This is a genomic window from Streptomyces sp. HUAS MG91 (assembly GCF_040529335.1).
Lineage (GTDB): Bacteria > Actinomycetota > Actinomycetes > Streptomycetales > Streptomycetaceae > Streptomyces > Streptomyces tabacisoli.
On sequence record NZ_CP159535.1, the window covers coordinates 1 to 18,259 of the forward strand.

Genomic DNA, 18,259 nt, shown 5'->3' on the forward strand with positions numbered 1-18,259 from the left:
AGCTCCACCTTGAAGCTCGTGAGGGTTGCGGTGCAAGAGCGTAAGGAAGCAAAAACTATGGGAACTTCGAGAGATAGCCTCCCCCCTCTGGGAGCGCGAGGGGCCTCGGAGATGGCTCGTCCGTACAGCTCCTGACCTCAGGACAGCCCGAAGTTGTACCGCTCAGGCGGACCGCCCGGGATGCCGGGGCTCTTGATCGGTCTCAGGGTGGTCTGACGTTCCCTGTTGAACGGTGCGTCAACTTCAGTATTCTGAGCCTTTTTTGACACTGCCTAAATGATCTCTCTTTTATGCCACAATAACTCGCATGTCGAAGAAGGATGTGTGGGTTCGAATCGGCAGCAGGACCTTCGCTGCCAAAACTATCAAGGGAATGGACGACAGCGAACCCCGCTATCTCCAAGTCAGGGTGACTGGAGAGCGGGAGCCTTTGAAAGTCCGTGGCCGTATTCCATACCGGGCTGAGGGATTGACCGACGAGGAGCGGCGGCGTTACTCCGATTCCGTGCTGCCTGTGGTTGTCGCGCAAGGGCTCCTCGACGCGATCGCGGCCTGTACGGCGGACGGCGGGCATTGGCTGCTCAGCTTTGAGGACAACTCTGCTTGTACAGAGGCGAGTTGGGTGCGTAGCGAGTTGGGCAAGAGCGGGTTGCCGCCACAGCGGCGTGCGTATGCAGGGCCTTCGGTTACCGCGAACACGACGGCGTCGGACTCTGTGCCCGGGGGCGCGGACGGATCGGAGACGATGCCGGCGGGCGATCGTGCGCTGCTTGCCCTGGGGTACGGACGAGACAGTCATCGCCGGCGGAGTCTGGATGAGCGGGAGCGGCAGCGGATGCTCGCCCAAGTTCCTGCGCACTGGCGCGTCCCCGGTAGGTCGTCCGCGGCACCCGGGATGGCGGGCAGTGGCAGTGACGTGGAGTACGAGGAGGACGTCGCGGCGAGTGATGAGCAGCGTTGCGGGGCCAGGCACGGAGGTCTTGGGCGGATCTGCGAACTTCGCGAGAACCATGTGGGGTTGCACCGTGGGCACAGCCCTGCCGGCGTCTTCGCGTGTTGGGAAGGCGACGCCGATGTCTATGACGACTGAGGGCTGGGCGATGCTCGCGCGTGGTTGGGCGGCGGCGGTCAGTGCGGTGAGGTGAGCTTGCTGAAGACCCAGCGAAGGACTTCTTGGTCGACGCGGGTGCGGCCGGTGCGTTTGAGGGCGGTGTGGGTGAGGGTGGTTAGGCGGGCCCAGTTGCGGAAGTTGCCGTGTGCGGCGCGGCTGTCGGCGTAGGTGATGTGGTCGGGGTCGGCGTCGGCCCAGATGGGGTGGTAGAGCGGGATCGTCTGGAGGATCTCGTTGGGGGTGAGGCGGGTGAAGCGCTGCCAGATGAAGATCCGGGAGGAGAGCATCGGTTCTCGGGTCAGTGTCTGGTGGCAGCCTTCGTCGCCGACGAAGATGGCGGCGAGCTGGGTGTAGGGGTCGTCCCAGAGGTAGCGGACGTATTCCAGCTGGTCGCTTTGGAGCCACTGGGCTTCGTCCAGGACGAGGGTGCGCGGGTGGGTGGCGAGTGCGGTTTTGAGGAGGTGGTCGAACTCGCTGGCATAGCGCGGGGGCGGGCCTGGTAAGTCGAGTGCGGTGTGGAGTTCGTGGCGCACGGCGCGGGTGGTGGCGCGGGCGTGGAAGGTGATGCGGCGGATGTCCTCGGTGGGTTCGAGGGCGCGCAGGCAGCTGGTGACGGCCATGGTCTTGCCGAAGCCGGCGCCGCCGTGGACGCACATCATCGCGCGGGCCTCGATGGTGTCGGTGAGGTTTTCCCGGGCGGTGAGTAGCGCTTGGGTACTGACGAGGCGGGCGTCGGGCAGGGGGGTGTAGTGGTCGGTAGGTGCGGGTGGCAGGTGGCCGCCGGTCATGGGGAGTCCTCGGTTGGGTCTGATGGTCGGGTGCGGGCCTTGAGGGCGTCGGGGATGGCCCAGTCGGCTGGTGGCGCGGCGGGTGGGATGAGGTCGGGCAGCGCCAGGTCGGCCAGATCGGTGTACTGGTGCTGGTGCTGGTCGAGTTCACGGGCGGCTGCCGCGGCGGTCGTGGCGTCCAGACGGCGCGGTGGGACCGGTTCGGTGGCGGGAGCGAAGCGGGTGTGGCGCAGTTGCTCGGCGGCTTTCGCCTCGTCGCGCAGGTGCCGGGCGCGCTGGGTGCGGGTGCGGCGCAGCGTGGCGAGCTGCTCGTCGCTGGCCTGGTCGGCGAGGTGGGCGGTGTCGAGGTGGTGGCCGTGGGGTGTGCAGAGTTCGATCTCGTGGGTGTGGTGGGGCATGAAGCGCACCGTGACTTTGAGGCCGGTTTGTCCGGTCATCCAGTCGGCGATGTAGTCGCGGCTGCGGAAGCGGACGCCGTGGCTGGTGATGGTGCGGGTGCGGCCGTCGTCCTCGAGCGTGAACGACCATATGTCCGCCGGGGGTACGTCGTGGAGCGGGGTCGGGTCGGCCTGCCAGGCTTCGAGCGGGGTGGTGCCGTGCAGTTCGGCCGGCTGGTGTTCGGTGTTCCACCAGTGGGCCCAGGCGAGCAGGTGCCCGGTGAACGCCTCGAAGGACAGGGGTGGGGCCGTCTGGGGGCGGCGGTCGGGGCGGCGCTGCGGCTTCTTGGGGGTGTGGCCGGGCAGGGCGGCGAACAGCATGCGGGTGACGCAGTGGTTGAGGTTCTCGATGCTGCCTTTCAGGTGGGGGCTGTAGGGCGGCAGGACGGTGATGTCCGTGTCCAAGGCGGTCAGCGCGGTGGTGACGGTGCGGGAGAGGAAGTCGCGGCCGCGGTCGAAGTGCACCTGCTCGGGCAGGCCCCCGACGGGGCCGTAGGGGTGGTTGCGCAGGACGGCGGAGCGCAGTGCGGCCAGGACCGAGGCACGGGGTGGCGTGCCTGGGGTGACGGCGAGGCCGGTGATGGCTTTGGTCGCGCAGTCGATGAACCACGTGACGTATGGGGGGGGGACGAGGTCGCCGTCCGTGTCGACGCGGAGCGGGGCCTGGACGTGATCGGCCTCCCAGACGTCGTTGCGCCAGGTGCGGGGGGCGTTTGGCGAACACATCGTGGGCGCGCGCTGCTTCGGGGCCGTGGCGGTAGCCGGCCCGCTCCCCCGCCGTCAGGTCGCGGCGCACCGCGCGCAGGAACGTCGGCAGTGACGGCACGGTCTGGAGTAGCGGCACTGCTGCGGGCGGGGCGCCGCCTGGAACGGGTATGACAGGACGCGAGCCGGATTCGATGCTCGATGTCGGGGTGTCGTTCTCTTCGAGCGGCTCGGTAGCGGCGGCCCGGGCGCGGGCGACCAGTTCGCGGTGGACCGCGGAGGCGTTGCCGTGCCAGTACGCGAGCAGCACCCGGATCTCGGGGGTGATCTCGAACCGTTCGACACGGCGGGCTCCCGGGCGGGCGGCTGTCTCGGGTGTGGTGGTGGCGTCGGCGAGCCAGCGCCACACGGTGCGCTCGGATACGTTCAGGCACTGGGCGGTGGTGTGGACGTGGGCGCGGGTGAGCCGGCGTGCGGTGCGCAGGGCGAGCAGACGGCGCAGCGGCGGCGCCCGCAGTGCCGTCAACGTCACGGGATCCAGCACGGGCTCGGATCGGGGTGGCGCCAGCGTCGGGGCGTCGTCGTCCGGAGTGGTCGCGGTCATGAGGGGTGTCCTTCGGCCCGCGGGGTGGAATCGGTCAGAGGCTGACGGGACCAAGGCGGGAACAAGCGCGCCTGCAAGGCACGGTCCGCCACTGCCCCGGGGGCACGGGCCAGGGCCGCATACGCGTGGGAGGTGGTCTTCGCCCAGGTACGGAAGTTCCCCCTGGCGTGGGTGGTGTTGGTGTGCAGCAGATCGGTGTCCGTCGCCGCGTCCCACAGTGGGTGGAACAGGCGCAACACCGCGGGTACCTGGCCGGTGTCCAGGCGGGGCACCTGCTGCCAGGTCAAAACCCGGGAGGCCAGCGCGGAAGCACGCGCAAGGGTGCGCTCGGCGCCCGCACCGCACAGCACGAGAGAGGCCTGCGTCGTGGGCGCATCCGCGAGGAGGCGCAGGTAGTCCAGTTCCGGCGCGGCGATGCGCTGTACGTCATCGGTGACCAGCACGCCCGGGCCTGAAAGGCCTCAAGTAGCGCGCGGTCGGCCACCAGCGCGCGGTGCACCGGGCGCTTGACGAACTGGCCGGCCGCCTGGCTCAACCGGGTCCTGCGCCGCGCCGGCTGCCTCGGGGTCCACACCCGGGACGGCATGGAATACCTCGACCCGACGGCCTAGCGCGCGTTCGCGGTCGCCGACCACCAGTTCGCCCACGCCTACGTACGGCGGCCCGAGGACATCGCCGGGGTGCGTCGGGCGCTCGACGGCGTCGCAGGCGTCGCCCGGCTGCTGGGCGAGGCGGGCAAGAAGGAACACGCTCTGGACCACCCGCGCTCCGGTGAGCTGGTGGCGCTCGCCGAGCCGGACTCCTGGTTCACCTACGACTACTGGCTCGATGACGCCCGCGCCCCGGACTTCGCCCGGCTCGTGGACATCCATCGCACGCCCGGCTACGACCCCGCCGAACTGTTCCTCGACCCCCACGACCCCTACGTCAAGGTGCGGGCGGCGGGCGCGGTGGCCCGCAAGAAGCTGGGCATGCGCTACCGGATGGCGGTCGTCCCGCTGGACCCGGCCCCGGTGCGCGGCAGCCACGGCAGGCTGCCCGAGTGTCCCGAGGACGGCCCGGTGCTGCTGTGCTCACGCCCCGGCGAGGTCAGGTCAGGTCAGGTCAGCGGGACCCTCGCCGCGACCGAGGTGAGACCGCTGCTGCTGCGGCTCGCCGGACTCACCTGACCCCCACCCCGCCCCCGGGTGCGCACTGCCGGTGGAAGACGGGCGGTCCGGGCGGTGTGCACCGCCCGGACCGCTCAGGACACCCGCCCGACAGCCCTGCTCACCGGGCAAGCCGGGCGGGCTCGCCCAGCCGGGTCAGCTTGCCCGGGTTGCGCACCACATAGATCCGCGCCACACGCCCGCCGGCCACCTCGACACTGATCGCGGTCGGCGCGCCGTCGAACTCGATACGGCCCGCCGGCGTGCCGTTGAGCCACACCGCCCGCGTCCCGTGCTCGTCGCCCACCTGCCGCACCCGGGCGAGCACCGGTGCCACGGCGGCCGCGCCGTGGATCGGCACGAGCGCGGCGGCCACCACCCCGCCCCCATCGGTGATCATCACGACGTCGGGTGCCATGACCTCCAGCAGGTCCTGCAGCCTGCCGGTGCGCAGCGCGGCCAAAAACCGCTCCACCACCGCCTCCTGCTCCGAGCGGCTCACCCGCACCCGGGGCCGGCGGGCCGCCACGTGCTCACGCGAGCGTTTCGCGATCTGCCGCACCGCGGCCGCCGACTTCCCGACAGCCTCGGCGATCTCCGCATACGGCAGGTCGAAGACCTCACGCAGCACGAACACGGCCCGCTCGGTGGGAGCGAGTGTCTCGAGCACCGTCAGCATCGCGATCGACACGCTCTCCGCGAGCTCGACGTCCTCCGCCACATCGGGGCTGGTCAGCAGCGGCTCCGGGAGCCACTGCCCCACATAGTCCTCACGGCTGCGCGACAGGCTCCGCAGCCGGTTGAGGGACTGGCGGGTGACGGCCCGCACCAGATACGCCCGCGGCTCGCGCACCAGACTGCGGTCGACGTCGGCCCAGCGCAGCCAGGTCTCCTGCAGCACGTCCTCGGCGTCGGCCGCGGAGCCGAGCATCTCGTAGGCCACGGTGAACAGCAGCGCCCGGTGGGCGACGAACGGATCATCGGTCATGGCGTCATGAGTCACACCGATCATGTTGTCAGCCGGCGTCCGACACCTGAGGGCGCTTCACGGCCAACGGGACCTGGCACGCCTCGGAATAGCCCTGCGAGGTGATGCCGTGCGCGGTGTTCACCCGGGTCGACAGGTTCGCGAAACCGATGAACACCGTCAGCTCGACCAGACCCGCCGCACCGAGCTGCTTGAGCAGACTCGCCGACAGCTCGTCGGTGACGGTCGGCGGGGTGTTGGTCATCGCCTCGGAGTACTCCATCACCTCGCGCTCCAGCGGAGTGAACACCTCCGAATCGCGCCAGTTGGGCACCTGGCTGGCCTTGTCCAGATCGAGGTTCTGGTTCAGCGCGGCAAAATAGTTGATGTCCAGGCACCAGCTGCAGCCGACCTGCGCCGCCACCGCCATGTGCGAGAACGTCTTCAGGCTCTCGTCGACCTGGTCCCACGCGGCCACCTTCGCCGAGAACTCCAGATTCGACGTGGCGACGGCCGGCTGGTTGAAGACGACCTCGACCGGCTCCGGCACGGAACCGAGCTGTCGGGCCAGCGCCTCGGCCATCTCGGCGGGCAGCTCGGCCTTGGGGATACGCGGGGCCATGGTGTTCTCCTTCTCGAAAGGCCTTGCGGCCTGGTTGTCATGAAGACACCGCCGCACGCACGAGTGTGACAACCACCCCCGTACGCCGGCGGGCATGCCTGCGCCGCGGCCGAACAGCTCGCTTCAGAGCGCCGGGAACTTCAACAGCTCACCCGCACTGTCGCTCTGGGTGTTGCTGGTGACGTAGATGCCGCCCCGTCTGCTAAAGGGCTGTCCCGTAAGTGGGCGGGGTGAGCAACAGTCCCAGAGCGAAGGGACTGTCTCACGTGGCTGATCCCCGAAGGGCTTGTTGCCACTCGTCCATGACATCGCGGGACTCGTCCAGGGCGGGATCGCGGCTTCTGCCGGCTGCGTAGGCAGGGGACCGGTCTGCGTGGAGCGGTACATGGGCGCAGTACCAGGCCCGCTTGGCGCCTGCTTGTTCCGCGTCCGTGCCGGTCCGTAGGTAGTCGAGCAGTGCGGTCATGACTCGGCGGCGCCCGAAGGCGTAGACCGCGGGTTCGACGAACCAGCGGCAGAAGCTGGGGTCTGGGTCGTAGACGGCTGCGGTCAGCAACGGGGCGAAGAACTCCTCAGGCAGGTGGGCGCGTTCGAGCAGTGACTTGCGCGCCGCATGAGCCAGGTGCCGTGCGCGGCGGGCTTCCGGCACATCGGCCGCATCCCCGAGATCCATCAGCCGCGCCACCTCAGTGGCACATGACAAGAAGGTGCGCGCGACGGGGGTTGGTGTGTTCTTCGTCAGTCATGGCGGCATTTTGGACCTGCTCAGGCCGAGACGGCACGGAGGCGGTGGCTGCTTCTGACCGAGTGGAACGATCATGTGGTGGCTGGTGTGATCACGGCGTCGGTGCCGTCTTGGATAGAGCCGTTCACCGGACTGACCTTGCGCTGCTTCGGCAAGCTGGTTGCCTCTGTGCGACGCGAGCAAGCCTCGGATCAGCAGCGCGGCCGGCCCTGGAGCCTGCCGCTGGAAGACCGCGTCCTGTTGGTAACGGCATACTGGCGAACGAACTTGACGATGCGACAGCTTGCTCTGCTGTTCGGGATCTCCAAGTCGGCCGCCGACCGGATCGTCGACCACATCAATCCGTTGCTGGCGCTCCGACAACTGCACACCAGGTCGTCATCGACGCTGACACCGGGCTGGTCGTCGTGGTCGGCCGCCCCTTGCCGGGAAACCGGCACGACGCTCGCGGCTGGGAGGAACCCGGGGCCAAGGAGGCTGTCGGGACCACGACGACCATCGCCGACGGCGGCTACCAGGGAACCGGACTCGTGATCCCGCACCGCCGCACCAAAGGCGAAGAATCCCCGGCCTGGAAAGAGGATCACAACCACTCCCACAAACGGACCGTGCCCGCATCGCGCACACCGTCGCGCGGATGAAGGGCTGGAAGATCCTCCGCGACTGCCGCCTCAAAGGCGACGGAGTACACCACGCCATGCTCGGCATCGCCCGCCTGCACAACCTCACCCTTGCCAGGTAGCCGAGCACCGTACGCACCGACCCCACGCCCAGGCTGCTCCACAGATCGTTTACGGGAGACCCCTCAGCCGCGACCGCAGGATCCCAGGGCTACCGTCGAAATCCCTACGGCAGCCCCGATTACCGGGAACTCACGAAGACCCCCACCGAGGTCCCTGGTCAGGGAGCGACCGAAGCGACCGAGGTTCCGGACGTCGGCGTTCCGGTCAGGTCGTCGTGGGCCAGGAGCGCAGTAGGTCCGCGATTCGGCGGGCGCCGCAGCCGGCCGGGTCGAGCAGCAGGTCGCGCAGGGCGGCCGCGTCCTCGCGGGTGGGCTTGACGGTGATGCCGGACGCTTCGAGGTACATGACTCCGGTGGCGGCGGCGACCGCCAGGTTCGAGTACTCCAGCCAGCGACAGCGCCCCAGGATGTGGACGAGGGTGGCGGCGCGCGCGTACGGCCCGTCGTACACGGGCTGGCCGAGCAGTTCGGCACGGTGCGCGGCGACGGCCGCGACCGGGACGCCGTAGTCGTCCGGCGCCGGGTCACCCGCCCCGGCGGCCTCGGCGACCTGCAGGATCCAGGGGACGTCGATGTGCAGTTCCATTACGCGGCGTGCGCCCCCGGCCCGCCGCGCCCGGCGGCGTTCTCGGCCTCGTCGAACAGCGCCTGGTGCTCGTCCAGGAAACCGCGGGCGGCCGCGAGGCCGCGGGCGCGCAGCCCGCTGACGTCGTCGAGCACGAGCCGCGCCAGATAGTCGCCGATGGGCAGGCCCATCTCCTTCGCGCGCGCCCTCGCGAGTTCGACGATCTCGTCGTCGACGCGGGCGCCCAGCTGTGTCTTGGCCATACCCACCACGGTAACAGGTGTTACCAGGGGCGAGCGGGCCTGGGACACGAGGAAGGGGCGACGCCGGTACGGACCGTCGTCACCCCTCCCCCATGCCCGTCCGGCGCGCTACGCGTCCCTGCGGCCCGGCAGGTACTGGTCCAGGACGACCGCGAGGAACTTGGTGTGGTCCGGCAGTCCGGACTCCCGCACCAGGTTGTCGATGATCGCCCGCTGCGCGCGGGTCGGCTTGTACTGCAGCTGTACGGGGCCGAGGCCACGCAGATCGGTGTCGTCGGGCTTGACCGTCACGGCGAACAGCTTGGACTGGAACTTGGGCGCCCGCCGGGCGTCCTCGACGACCTGGGCGATGCCCTTCTCCGCAGCCGCCTCCACGGCCATCAGCACGATCTGGGTGTGCGTGATGTCGGTCTGCTTGCGGTGCTTGCGGAAGCGCGCCGCGACGTTCTGGGACACGTAGAAGCCGACGGGCTTCGCGGTGTCCGCGTCGTTCAGCGGCTCGGGCTCCTGGACGGGCTCCCGCGCGGGCTGCGGAATCACCGTCGGCGCAGCGGCGGCCGGGGCGGGCATCGGGGTCACCGGGGCGACAGGCTGGGCCTGAGCGGGTGCCGGGGTGGCCCAGCCGGCGAGGGCGCTCGTGGAGCCACCACCACTGCCGCCGCTGAACAGATTGCCGACGCCCTCGTCGGACATGCTCTGCTCCTCGGTTTCCTCGTCCATGCGCTTCTTACCCTTGGGCGGGGTCATGCGGCAGCGTCCTTCCTCAGCTCGAGAGCCCGAGCGAACATCTCTTCCGTGAATCCTTCGTAGTCGGAGACGAGCCCTTCGACAGTCTCCGGAACGGACCGGTCGCCTTCCCTGCGGCGGTCGGCCAACTCCTGCACCAGCAGGCCCCGTTTGCGCACGAGGCGGGCCACCGACTCCGTGTGACCGATGAGGTGCTTGAACATGTGCGCGTCCTCGCCGAGCACCTTCTGCACCTGCTGCCGCACATCGGCGTGGATACCCGTGTATGTGCGTCCCGTGTCGAACAGCAGCACGCCGAGGAGTTCCAGGTGCGGGTTCAGCTGGCTGACGAACCGTACGTACGAGAACTCCAGGCCGATCTGTGCGAGACCGTCCTCCGCTCCCCCGTCGCTCTTGACGGGGATGACGAGCCAGCGCGCGGTCGACAGAGCCAGCCGCTGCAGCGACGGATTCTCGGGCGGAGTGTCCAGAATGATGATCTGGTACTCGTGGGCGATCGGCAGCAGGCACATCAGTAGCCGCAGGTAGGCGTGCGGGCCTTCCTTCGCGAGCAGCGTGTGGAAGAAGATGCCGAACTCGTCACCGAGGGCCGGTCCGCCCATGACGACGTCCAGGTTCTCCCGGACATTGCGCTGGGGCCTGAGCGCGGTGCCGGTGCGCAGCGACTCGAGGAGCGCCGCTCCCCCGTCGTTCCACTCGGCCCGCTTGTAGCCGAGCTCGCGCGCGATGTTGCCCTGCGCGTTGCAGTCGATGATGAGCGTCCGCAGACCGCTGCGCGCCGCCTTGCCCGCCGCGTTGGCCGAGACCGACGACTTGCCGACCCCGCCCTTGCCATTGCCGAACATGAAGATGTGCGACAGCGAGGCCCACGGGATCGGGGGCAGGTGCTGCTGGCTGTCAGGTGCCGCGAAGGGACTGGACATGGATCCTCTCAGTCTGATGCAGGCCCGGAGACGGGTTGAGGGATGGTGATGAACGGCGGAACGGGACGAGAGATGCCCGATTTGCCATGGCTTGCCCGACGGAAAGTTCTCTCAGAACGATCCTGCGCTCCGAAAGCGCCGATCCTGATGCCGAGTACCCCTCGAAACCCCGCTGTGAGGCCCGGCAGACCCCTCCGCGACCCGTTTCAGCAGGTCGGCGAAGGGTTCTTTGTTGGTGCTCAAGTCTGCTGTCTCGCACTGACCTTCGTCTGGCTGCCCACGGTGCAGTAAGCCGGACTGTCGACCAGTTCTCCAGTGGTGAACTTTGCAGCGAGCACATCTGATGCGTCAGCAGAACTGTTCACCTCCGGAGTAGTTGCGACACAAAGCGCTGCACACGCTATCAGGACGATCTTCTTGCCCGCACGGCAACACGCGCGGAGATGAGCAGGGAAGCCCGGATGCGGTTGGGTGGAGGGGCTGGGCTTCTCCTGTGCGCGCACGTCAGCGGGTGGTGGGGCATGGTCGCCGGTGAAGCAGCAAGCCACAACGCCAGCAGGCACGCAGTCAGTTACGCAGGCTCGCAGTCCGGTGGAGAAGCGGGTTGCCGTTCCGGCCCGCACTGCTGCTCATTACTCCACGTGGCCATCGGCCAGTTGAGCCGTGGGGCGTCAGGTCCGCTCTGGGATGCACAGGCCGGTTGCCAGGCTCGGGTTCGGGGCTGTCGGTGCGTCGACCAGTTGACAGGCCGACAGGCTTGCATACGGGCCCCTGTGTGACTTTGCGGGAATACCAGCCTCCATACGGGCCAGCATGCAGGCCCACGTGCCCGCCTGTCTTGTGATCGCCGATCCAGCGCATAGGCGTGCAGGTCAGTTTGCAAGCCTCTGTGTTGGCAGGGTGAGGGACAGGCCTGCCTGTCGGGGGATGTGCGGGTTGGTCACCCTGCGGGCAAGTACTCAGACTGCTAGGTAGGTGCGTATATCCACATGTGGGCTCGCCTGCATACTGGCTGGCGATTCGGCATGGCGAGTGATCTGACACCGCATTACGAGAGGAGCGGGCCTCCTGATCTGCACGTGTGCGTGCAGTGCCGCCTTTGCACGGGCGGAGAACTTCACAGCTCCGCCTACGATGGGGCTTGCCTCTGCACCAAGTGGACTGTGGGCCAGCGAGCCCGCTTGCATATCGGCCACCACATTTATTGTTCGGTGGGGCGACAGCTGCATAACCACACCTGCCTGGCTGGTGGTCTGCACCTCTGCTCGCAAATCTGCTGCCTTGTGCGCCAGATCGCAAGCGCTGAAGGAGACCTAGTCGCAGGTGATGTTCATCGCTATCGCCCAGGCCTTGACCTAGACAGTGCAGTTGGCAAAGACCACTGCGGTACAAGCTGCGTAGACGACAGCAGGTCTCCGGACCTTTACCATCGCCTAGACACACGTTTGTGTGCAAGCTTGTATCCATGTTTGCAGTGATGTTTGTTTTCCCAGGTCAGAGGCCATTTTTCAGCTTCAGTACATGAGAACCATACGACACTGAGAGTCCGAGAATCTGCAAGCCAGGGGAAGCATTTTCTAGCTCCCAAGATCGCTAACGTGTCTCGCCAAGGAGCACATCTGCTCGCCCTGACGCAAGAGATGGTGAGCAGAGCGTGCCGAGGAGGGCGACTCCACATTGTCCTCTCAATCATCTTGTTCAAGTCGATGGGCTGCTCAAAGGGGCACAGGCCATGTGCGCCTACATACGCACCCTCTGATACCTGTCACACGAATGCGCTTGCCTGCATCTGCCCTGCGGTCGTATCACCGACCTGAAGGTCAGAAGCAGTAATGAGTGGAGTATCGAAGCTGCGCACACCGGTGGCGGTCGCGCAGCCTGGCCAGTCCGCCACGTGCACCCAGGAACGTTCGTGGAGGTGGTCCGCCAGCGTTTTCCTCTGGGGGAGTGGGACGTCGCGGGCTTCCTACGATGCAACTTCAAAGTCGCTCCGGTGAGAGGTGGAGGGCGTCAGGCTTCGGGACCACCGGTTGCACTCGTGGCGCGTCCAGGCAGGTGGAACAGGACACAGGAATCGTGCTTGGGGGCCGTGCCATGACACCGGTGCTGTCCAGCTGTCTTTATCCGCGCACTGCTGCCACGTAGGGGCATCGCCGGGCTTCGACGACTTCCACCCGGCACTCCCGACCACGCCTCTGTTCCTGGCAAGTCGAGCCCGCTGCGGAACGATCGCACGGTCGTCGATCCGCCGGTCCGAGCGCACCATGCCCAGTCCGCATGCTGCGCCGAGGACGCCGGCCGCTCCGTTCTGGGGCAATGCGGCGCGCCGCATGCCGGTGGGGACAGGCAGCTCAGCCACGCTGAAATCTCGGCTGCGTGCCGAGCCGAGATGCTGTCGGTGCGTGCAGACTGTGCGTGTCGTCGACGGGCTGTCCGTGAGCTGTCACCGAGCACCTATTGAAGGCATGTGGCGTTGTCTCCGCCCTCGCAACGATCGGCATGCCTTGGGCACAGCGATCTCCTCTCCTCTTCGTCGAACAACGGCTTGGGGAGAACCAGCTGCGGGCGGCCCCTCCGGTGGGCGCCTGTTGCCCGCCATGCCTCTTCGCATCGCACGGTCGACCGCCGCACGCCTACGGACGGTTGCCAGCGCGGAGCGTTGCCATGAGCGCGTCCGGAGGGACGGGGGAGAGGGAGTGGTCGGGGAGGGCAGGCGGCCGTTGCAGGCGTGGCAGCCAAGCGCGCACGGCCCCTCCCGGTCCTTGCTTCACCTCGCCCGTGTCCCTTGCCGGGCCCCGGCGAAAAGCCCGGGGCGGCGCCAGTGGGAAGCAGTGAGGGCAATCGGGCAGAGCGTCCGTATCGGCAGACGTACGTACTCGGAACCGCGGCCCAACGACTCACTCGCGGGGGAGAGGTGACCTCCTCACGCGTTGCGGCTGGAGCCCTCGGCAAGAGTCCTTCGGGAGCTCTCCGGTCGCGGCCGCGTCGAGCGGCTCGTCGCCACAGACAGGCACGGTTCCCGGAGAGCAGGCACAGCCGCTCTTCTCGGCCTCGGCGCTCAGGGCTTCTCAGAGAAGTCGTTGAAATCCGTACTGTTTGACGCTGTCGACCGGATTTCTTTCAGCAGCTCGAGCGGATCGGGGTCTGCGGCCGCGAGCACGGCGGGCAGGGCGAAGTGCGGCTGCGAGATCTGGTGGGGGACCTGTGGAGTGGGGGAGGTGGTACGCACGGTCGCCAGGAACACTCTGGACGCCGGGCCCACGACCCGCGGCTCCGGCTCGCTCCCGACCTGTGTCACAGGCGTCGGAGGGCGGTAGGGCGGCCGTTCGGGAGGGATCGCCTGGGACACCGGCCGTCCCGCGATCGGCAGTTCGGAGTCCAGGGCTTCCCACATGCGGTCCGTGTCCTCGAACGGCGGGGGCAATGGACGCCTCTCCTCAATGCCCTGAGCGCCTGGCCGACCCATGGGACGTCGGGCCAGGCCCGCCGTTCCCACAAGCCCGTCTTGCAGCCAGCGTGGCGGCCGCGCGCTGGACCTCTGGACCCGACGCATCGAGGGCGTGCACCAGATCGCTGTCGTAGCGGAGCAGTCCACGGGCATGCTCTTCGACGGCGCGCAGTCGTGCGCTGGGCAGCCGGCCTCCCCGCTCCCGTCGCTGATGATGCAGTCGGTGCTCCTCGGCGGCCCGGGCCGCGGCACGGCGGGCACGGCGCTCGGTCTCGGCGCGCTGCTCGGGCGTGGAGGGCGGTGGGAGTTGGCGCGCGGTGCGGTGCCAGTAGGCGGCGGTCTGTGAGGTCTGGCGGACGACGCGGTCCGCGCGGGGCGGTTCGGGCCAGAACTGCAGGAGGTAGCTGTCGACTTGAGGCTCCTCGGGCATTCTCGTGTCGAGCTTGCGGGCCTCGTCCATGCCTTGGGCGCAGTACCTCAGCCGGTAGTCGGCCTGGGCGAGGCCGAGGTTCCACGTGGCTTCTCCCGCCCACTGCACCAGGCTGGTGTACTCCGATACCGGGCGGAAGGACACCTCGACCACGTCCTGCCAGACGGGGGCCAGGGGAGGGGCTTCGTCGTGGACCTCCACTGCGAAGCCGACGTTGCCCGTGTGCGGTCCTGTGACGGGCCAGAGAGCGCCTGGCGCGGCCGCACCGCACAATCCTCCCTCTGGCCCGCGAACGCCTCTGAAAGGCCCGTAGGCAGGCCGTCCGGGGCGCTCTCGACGTAGATCTGGCTGTAGTGAACGTGGACTTCGCCTGTGACCGGCCTGCGCACAGCAGTCTCCCTCGGGAGCCGACGGGCTGGTGGAACCTGGACGGACGGGCCGTCACATACGTCGCATCCTGCCCGACGGCACTGACGACCGCTGCGGTCGCAGAGGGAGTCGGCCACGGCCTGGCACGCGGGCTCGCGTTCGGGCGTGGCTTCGTCCCGGAGCGCAGCCCAAGCGATGCCCGGCGGAGCGACTCAACCAGTCCAGTAGCTGGTCGCTCTTGAGTCGCTTCGGTCGAGAATCAGAAAATCGCAGGTCAAAGGCCATCAACAGACCAAAACAGCGACTGAAGCGACTGAAGCCTTCTATCTATGACACGCACACGCGCGCACAAATGTCTTCATAGTTCCGACCTTCCGTCGCTACGGTCGCTACTGCCCCTCGTGGCAACGCTCCGACCTGGTGTTTCTTCAAGCGACTGAGGCCAGCTACCGAACAGCCATGGTCGCTGTTTCTTCGGTAGCTGGCCCCGGTCGCGCTGATTCTGGCCCTGCGCCACGGATTTTCTTCGGTCGCTCGCAGCTTTTCGGTAGCTGTCAGCTCTTCGGTAGCTCTATGCCGAGTTCGCGCATCGCATCCGAGGGCGGGCCGCCCTCGGAGCGCTCGGTCTTGTATCCCTTGACCCCTGTGCCCAGTGTCCGCGGGTCGACGGCTTCCGAGGGCGCGGCCGAGGCGTACAGGCCCCGCGGCTGCTGGTCCCTGTCGTGAGGGAGGAGCCAGAACACGCGGCGCAGGAACGTGCCCGAGGCACGGGAGGAGCGGGCCTCGGGGGAGAGGGTGGCGTAGCCGACCATCCTGCCGTCGCGGTGGTAGGCGGGCTTGCCACGGCGTGTGGGGAGGCGGTCCAGGCTCTGGCGGACGTAGTCCAGGTCGTCGATGTCCTCGAGCCAGACCAGGTCCTGCTCGTGGGCGATCTGACTGGGTTCGATCAGAGAGCTCATGCCGTCGCTTCCTCCGCCTCGGCGTTCAGCCCGATGCCCGGATAGTACTTCCGCTGGTTCGACAAGATCATTTGCTTGGGGGACGAGAGGCCGACGCTCTCGCGCACTCTGGCCGCGAAAGCGCGGGACGATACGGGGTTGGCGCCCTCCAGCGAGCACCACTGCTTGTAGGACGTGTAGAGCTGCGCCTGTTCCGCACGCATGGCCGGGCCCAGAGTGCAGCACTCCGTCAGGAAGCGGCCGGTGTGGTCCTCGGTCTCCGCGTAGGCGGTCGTGGCCGTACGGACCTGCTGGGGGCCTGTGAGGTCCTTCTCGCCGTTGAGGTAGCGCCGGGCGCCGGTGATGAGCCAGTGCAGGATCCCCGGGCCTTCTTCGGTGACCAGGACGTCGGCGAGGTTGTCGACCTTGCGGTGGTCGGCGACGACACGCTCGAAGGGGATCAGCTTCATGCGGCGCCAGAACGCGTAGCCGCCGGTGTTCACCTCGGGGCGGTGGTTGCCCAGCAGCCACAGCTTGTGGGTGGGGGTGAAGGAGAAGAAGTCCTGCCGCATCCGGCGGGCCTTGATGCGGTCGCCGCCGGTGAGCAGCTTGACGCGGGCCTCGTCGAAGCGGTCGCCGGGCTTGAGTTCGGAGCAGACGATGATGCGCCGGCCGTGCAGCTCCGCCAGGTCGGTGGGGTGGCCCTCGAAGGGCTTGGCCATGAGGAAGCCGGGCGGTGCCGCATCCGCGTAGTCGCCCAAGAGCTTCACCATGACGTCCAGCAGGACGCTCTTGCCGTTCTTTCCCTGCCCGTACAGGAACGGCATGATCTGCCCGCCGACGTCACCGGTGATGGAGTAACCCAGCAGCAGATGCAGGAAGTCGATCATCTCCTGGCCATCGGCTTCCTCGCCGAACGTGTCCTGCAGGAAGCGCTGCCAGCGCGGTGCGTTCATCGCGCGGGGCGCGAGGGCGGTGGAGCGGGAGTGCAGGTGCTTCTCCGGGTCCGGGCTCTGCAGCATGCCGGTGCGCAGGTCCACGACGCCGTCCGGGGTGCACAGCGCGTACGGGTCCGCGTCCAGCATCGAGGCGTTGAGGACCATGCCGGGCGCCGACTTGGCCTGCATCAGCATGGCCTTCATGCCTGAGGTCGACAGGGCGCGGCGGCGGTGGCGGCGCAGTGTGGTGGACGTCTGACGGCCGCTGGGGTCCTCTTCGGCGAGTGCCTCGGCCATCTCACCGGCGGCCCACAGGACGGCGTCGTCCTCGTCGATCTCCCAGCGGAAGCCCGACCAGCGGTACCACCCGAGCCCGGGGACGTGCCGGAAGTCGCGTCCGTAGAGGTGGACGAACAGCTTGGCGTTGCCGCGGTCGCTCAGGGAGTCGGGCAGCAGCCCCTGGGACGTGGCCGCCGTGGAGGCGGGCGTCGGTGAGGTCTGCGTCTGGGCGGGCAGCGCGGGCGGGTTGAGGATCTGCTGGGCGATGGCCGCCGGGTCGAACAGCCCGTCGCCGGGGTAGTTGTGGTTCACGGGCGGTCGTCTTTCAGGACGAGGGGGCGTCGCATGCCTGCGGCGAGGCCGGCGCGGATGACGGAGGCACAGCGGCGCTGCTGTCCGGGGCGGGCGTGTTCGGAGGCCTCCAGGAGCACGGTCTCGGCGGCATGCTGGTCCAGATGCCCGGCGGCGACCAGGCCGCCGGTGGTGAAGGCCGCCCGGTTGAGCTTCTCCGTGAAGGAGGCGCCCTCGGGCGTGGCCCGGCATTCGGCGATCGTGGCGAGCGCGGCCGCCAGGATGCGGGTGGCGCTGTCCCGGCCCGCCCCTGCGGCGATGACGGCCTGACGGGCCCGGAACGGGGTGGGGTGGCCCGTGCTCTGCCGCGGCAGACTGGCGCTCTGGTGGCCGGTGCGGATCAGTTCGGTCTCCAGCCAGCCGGGCAGCGGCGCCGGAGTGGCGCTGCCCGGCAGGACCTCGTAACGGCCGCTGCCGGTGACCGTGTTGGGCGCCACGATGTAGCCGCCCTGGGCGCGGACGTCCACCTGCCAGGCCAGGGCGCGGCGCGGGCTCGACCCGGTGGAGCACAACCAGGTCTGGCCCGGTGCGGTCCGGTACCAGACGTGCAGCCCGCCGCTGGGGGTGCGCACACGCAGGGTGCCCGTGTCGAGTGCGGGGTCCGCTTCCTGGCGCAGCGCGGCGAGCAGGGCCAGGCTGTGAAAGCCGTGCTGCAGGCCGTTGAGGCTCACGTGGTCGCCGATGGGGATGCCGGGGAGCAGCCGCTCCCGCTGGGGGAGTGGTGTCTCGTGGGCATCGATGTCGAGGACGAGCAGGCCGGCCGCTCCGCAGGCGACGCCCACGCCGAACCGCGGCTGGGACTTCCACCAGTCGCGGATGCGGTCGCTGTCGTCGGTCGCTGCGTGGAAGCCGTGGCACCAGCGACCGTGCGCGATGCACTCGCAGGTGGCGGGGGAGTGCGCGGAACCCTGACAGCGGGCGCAGTTGGCCGCGGGGGTCTTGCGTCCGGGAGCCAGCGGGAGGACCGGCCAGCCGCGCGCCGCGCACGCGAGCGCCGTCCGCAGTGAGTTCGCCGGGGACTGGGTCGCTGCGTCAGCTACTGAGTGACTGGGGGGAAATCCCAGCTCATCGAGCATGTAACGACCTTTCCAGCGACCGAAGCGACTCAACATGGGAATGTGTTGTGCGCACAGGCTAAC

The 18,259-nt window shown here is 68.5% G+C and carries 16 protein-coding genes and 2 pseudogenes; 3 read left to right on the forward strand and 15 right to left on the reverse strand.

What is annotated here, in order from left to right; genetic code table 11:
- Positions 1–307: 307 nt before the first annotated feature.
- The gene (locus tag ABII15_RS38415; protein ID WP_353946921.1) at positions 308–1,090 is read left to right on the forward strand and encodes a hypothetical protein; all 783 of its coding nucleotides are present in this window, start codon (positions 308–310) and stop codon (positions 1,088–1,090) included.
- A gap of 38 nt (positions 1,091–1,128) precedes the next feature.
- Here the strand turns inward: ABII15_RS38415 and ABII15_RS38420 are convergent, their stop codons facing one another.
- From ABII15_RS38420 to ABII15_RS38430, 3 genes are all read right to left on the reverse strand, one after another.
- Positions 1,129–1,899: an ATP-binding protein gene (locus ABII15_RS38420; RefSeq protein WP_353947330.1), complete on the reverse strand. Its 771-nt coding sequence runs from the start codon at positions 1,897–1,899 to the stop codon at positions 1,129–1,131.
- On the reverse strand, positions 1,896–3,062 hold the full coding sequence (locus ABII15_RS38425) for a transposase family protein (RefSeq protein WP_353947331.1): 1,167 nt from the start codon (positions 3,060–3,062) through the stop codon (positions 1,896–1,898). Before ABII15_RS38425 ends, ABII15_RS38420 begins: the two co-directional genes overlap by 4 nt.
- 579 nt (positions 3,063–3,641) lie before the next feature.
- Positions 3,642–4,088, reverse strand: a complete 447-nt coding sequence (locus ABII15_RS38430) for a hypothetical protein (RefSeq protein WP_353946918.1) — start codon at positions 4,086–4,088, stop codon at positions 3,642–3,644.
- An 87-nt stretch (positions 4,089–4,175) separates the two neighbouring features.
- On the opposite strand from ABII15_RS38430, the pseudogene ABII15_RS38435 reads away from it, so the two are divergent.
- Positions 4,176–4,814: pseudogene (locus ABII15_RS38435) on the forward strand (alkaline phosphatase family protein); the annotation flags it as partial.
- Positions 4,815–4,914: 100 nt separating this feature from the next.
- On the opposite strand, the gene ABII15_RS38440 reads toward ABII15_RS38435, so the two are convergent.
- The 3 genes from ABII15_RS38440 to ABII15_RS38450 all read right to left on the reverse strand — a co-directional run bounded on the left by ABII15_RS38440 (position 4,915) and on the right by ABII15_RS38450 (position 7,055).
- Positions 4,915–5,781 (reverse strand): RNA polymerase sigma-70 factor, encoded by an 867-nt coding sequence (locus ABII15_RS38440; protein ID WP_353946917.1) that lies wholly within the window; start codon positions 5,779–5,781, stop codon positions 4,915–4,917.
- 28 nt (positions 5,782–5,809) lie between these two features.
- Positions 5,810–6,382, reverse strand: a complete 573-nt coding sequence (locus tag ABII15_RS38445) for a carboxymuconolactone decarboxylase family protein (RefSeq protein ID WP_353946916.1) — start codon at positions 6,380–6,382, stop codon at positions 5,810–5,812.
- 262 nt (positions 6,383–6,644) lie between these two features.
- Positions 6,645–7,055 carry a hypothetical protein gene (locus tag ABII15_RS38450; RefSeq protein ID WP_353947332.1) on the reverse strand — a complete coding sequence of 137 codons (411 nt, stop codon included), beginning with the start codon at positions 7,053–7,055 and terminating at the stop codon, positions 6,645–6,647.
- Positions 7,056–7,205: 150 nt separating this feature from the next.
- Here ABII15_RS38450 and ABII15_RS38455 point away from each other — a divergent pair.
- Positions 7,206–7,869, forward strand: a pseudogene (locus ABII15_RS38455) (transposase family protein).
- 205 nt (positions 7,870–8,074) lie between these two features.
- Here ABII15_RS38455 and ABII15_RS38460 read toward each other — a convergent pair.
- From ABII15_RS38460 to ABII15_RS38500, 9 genes are all read right to left on the reverse strand, one after another.
- A complete protein-coding gene (locus ABII15_RS38460) occupies positions 8,075–8,455 on the reverse strand; it encodes a fic family toxin-antitoxin system, toxin component (protein WP_353947333.1) in 381 nt (126 codons plus the stop codon).
- On the reverse strand, positions 8,455–8,697 hold the full coding sequence (locus tag ABII15_RS38465; RefSeq protein WP_353947334.1) for a hypothetical protein: 243 nt from the start codon (positions 8,695–8,697) through the stop codon (positions 8,455–8,457). The genes ABII15_RS38460 and ABII15_RS38465 overlap by 1 nt, the downstream gene beginning before the upstream one ends.
- A gap of 108 nt (positions 8,698–8,805) precedes the next feature.
- Positions 8,806–9,444, reverse strand: a complete 639-nt coding sequence (locus tag ABII15_RS38470; protein WP_353947335.1) for a hypothetical protein — start codon at positions 9,442–9,444, stop codon at positions 8,806–8,808.
- On the reverse strand, positions 9,441–10,367 hold the full coding sequence (locus ABII15_RS38475) for an AAA family ATPase (protein ID WP_111668656.1): 927 nt from the start codon (positions 10,365–10,367) through the stop codon (positions 9,441–9,443). Before ABII15_RS38475 ends, ABII15_RS38470 begins: the two co-directional genes overlap by 4 nt.
- A gap of 3,058 nt (positions 10,368–13,425) precedes the next feature.
- Positions 13,426–13,596, reverse strand: coding sequence for a hypothetical protein (locus ABII15_RS38480; RefSeq protein WP_353947336.1), 171 nt, complete (start codon positions 13,594–13,596; stop codon positions 13,426–13,428).
- Between the two features lie 208 nt (positions 13,597–13,804).
- Entirely contained in the window at positions 13,805–14,446 is a 642-nt protein-coding gene (locus tag ABII15_RS38485) for a hypothetical protein (RefSeq protein WP_353947337.1), read from the reverse strand.
- Positions 14,447–15,168: 722 nt separating this feature from the next.
- Positions 15,169–15,573 (reverse strand): DUF6009 family protein, encoded by a 405-nt coding sequence (locus tag ABII15_RS38490; RefSeq protein WP_111668678.1) that lies wholly within the window; start codon positions 15,571–15,573, stop codon positions 15,169–15,171.
- Positions 15,570–17,006, reverse strand: coding sequence for a phage/plasmid primase, P4 family (locus ABII15_RS38495; RefSeq protein ID WP_353947431.1), 1,437 nt, complete (start codon positions 17,004–17,006; stop codon positions 15,570–15,572). Before ABII15_RS38495 ends, ABII15_RS38490 begins: the two co-directional genes overlap by 4 nt.
- Positions 17,007–17,077: 71 nt before the next feature.
- The gene (locus tag ABII15_RS38500; RefSeq protein WP_353947338.1) at positions 17,078–18,196 is read right to left on the reverse strand and encodes a bifunctional DNA primase/polymerase; all 1,119 of its coding nucleotides are present in this window, start codon (positions 18,194–18,196) and stop codon (positions 17,078–17,080) included.
- Between the last annotated feature and the right edge of the window lie 63 nt (positions 18,197–18,259).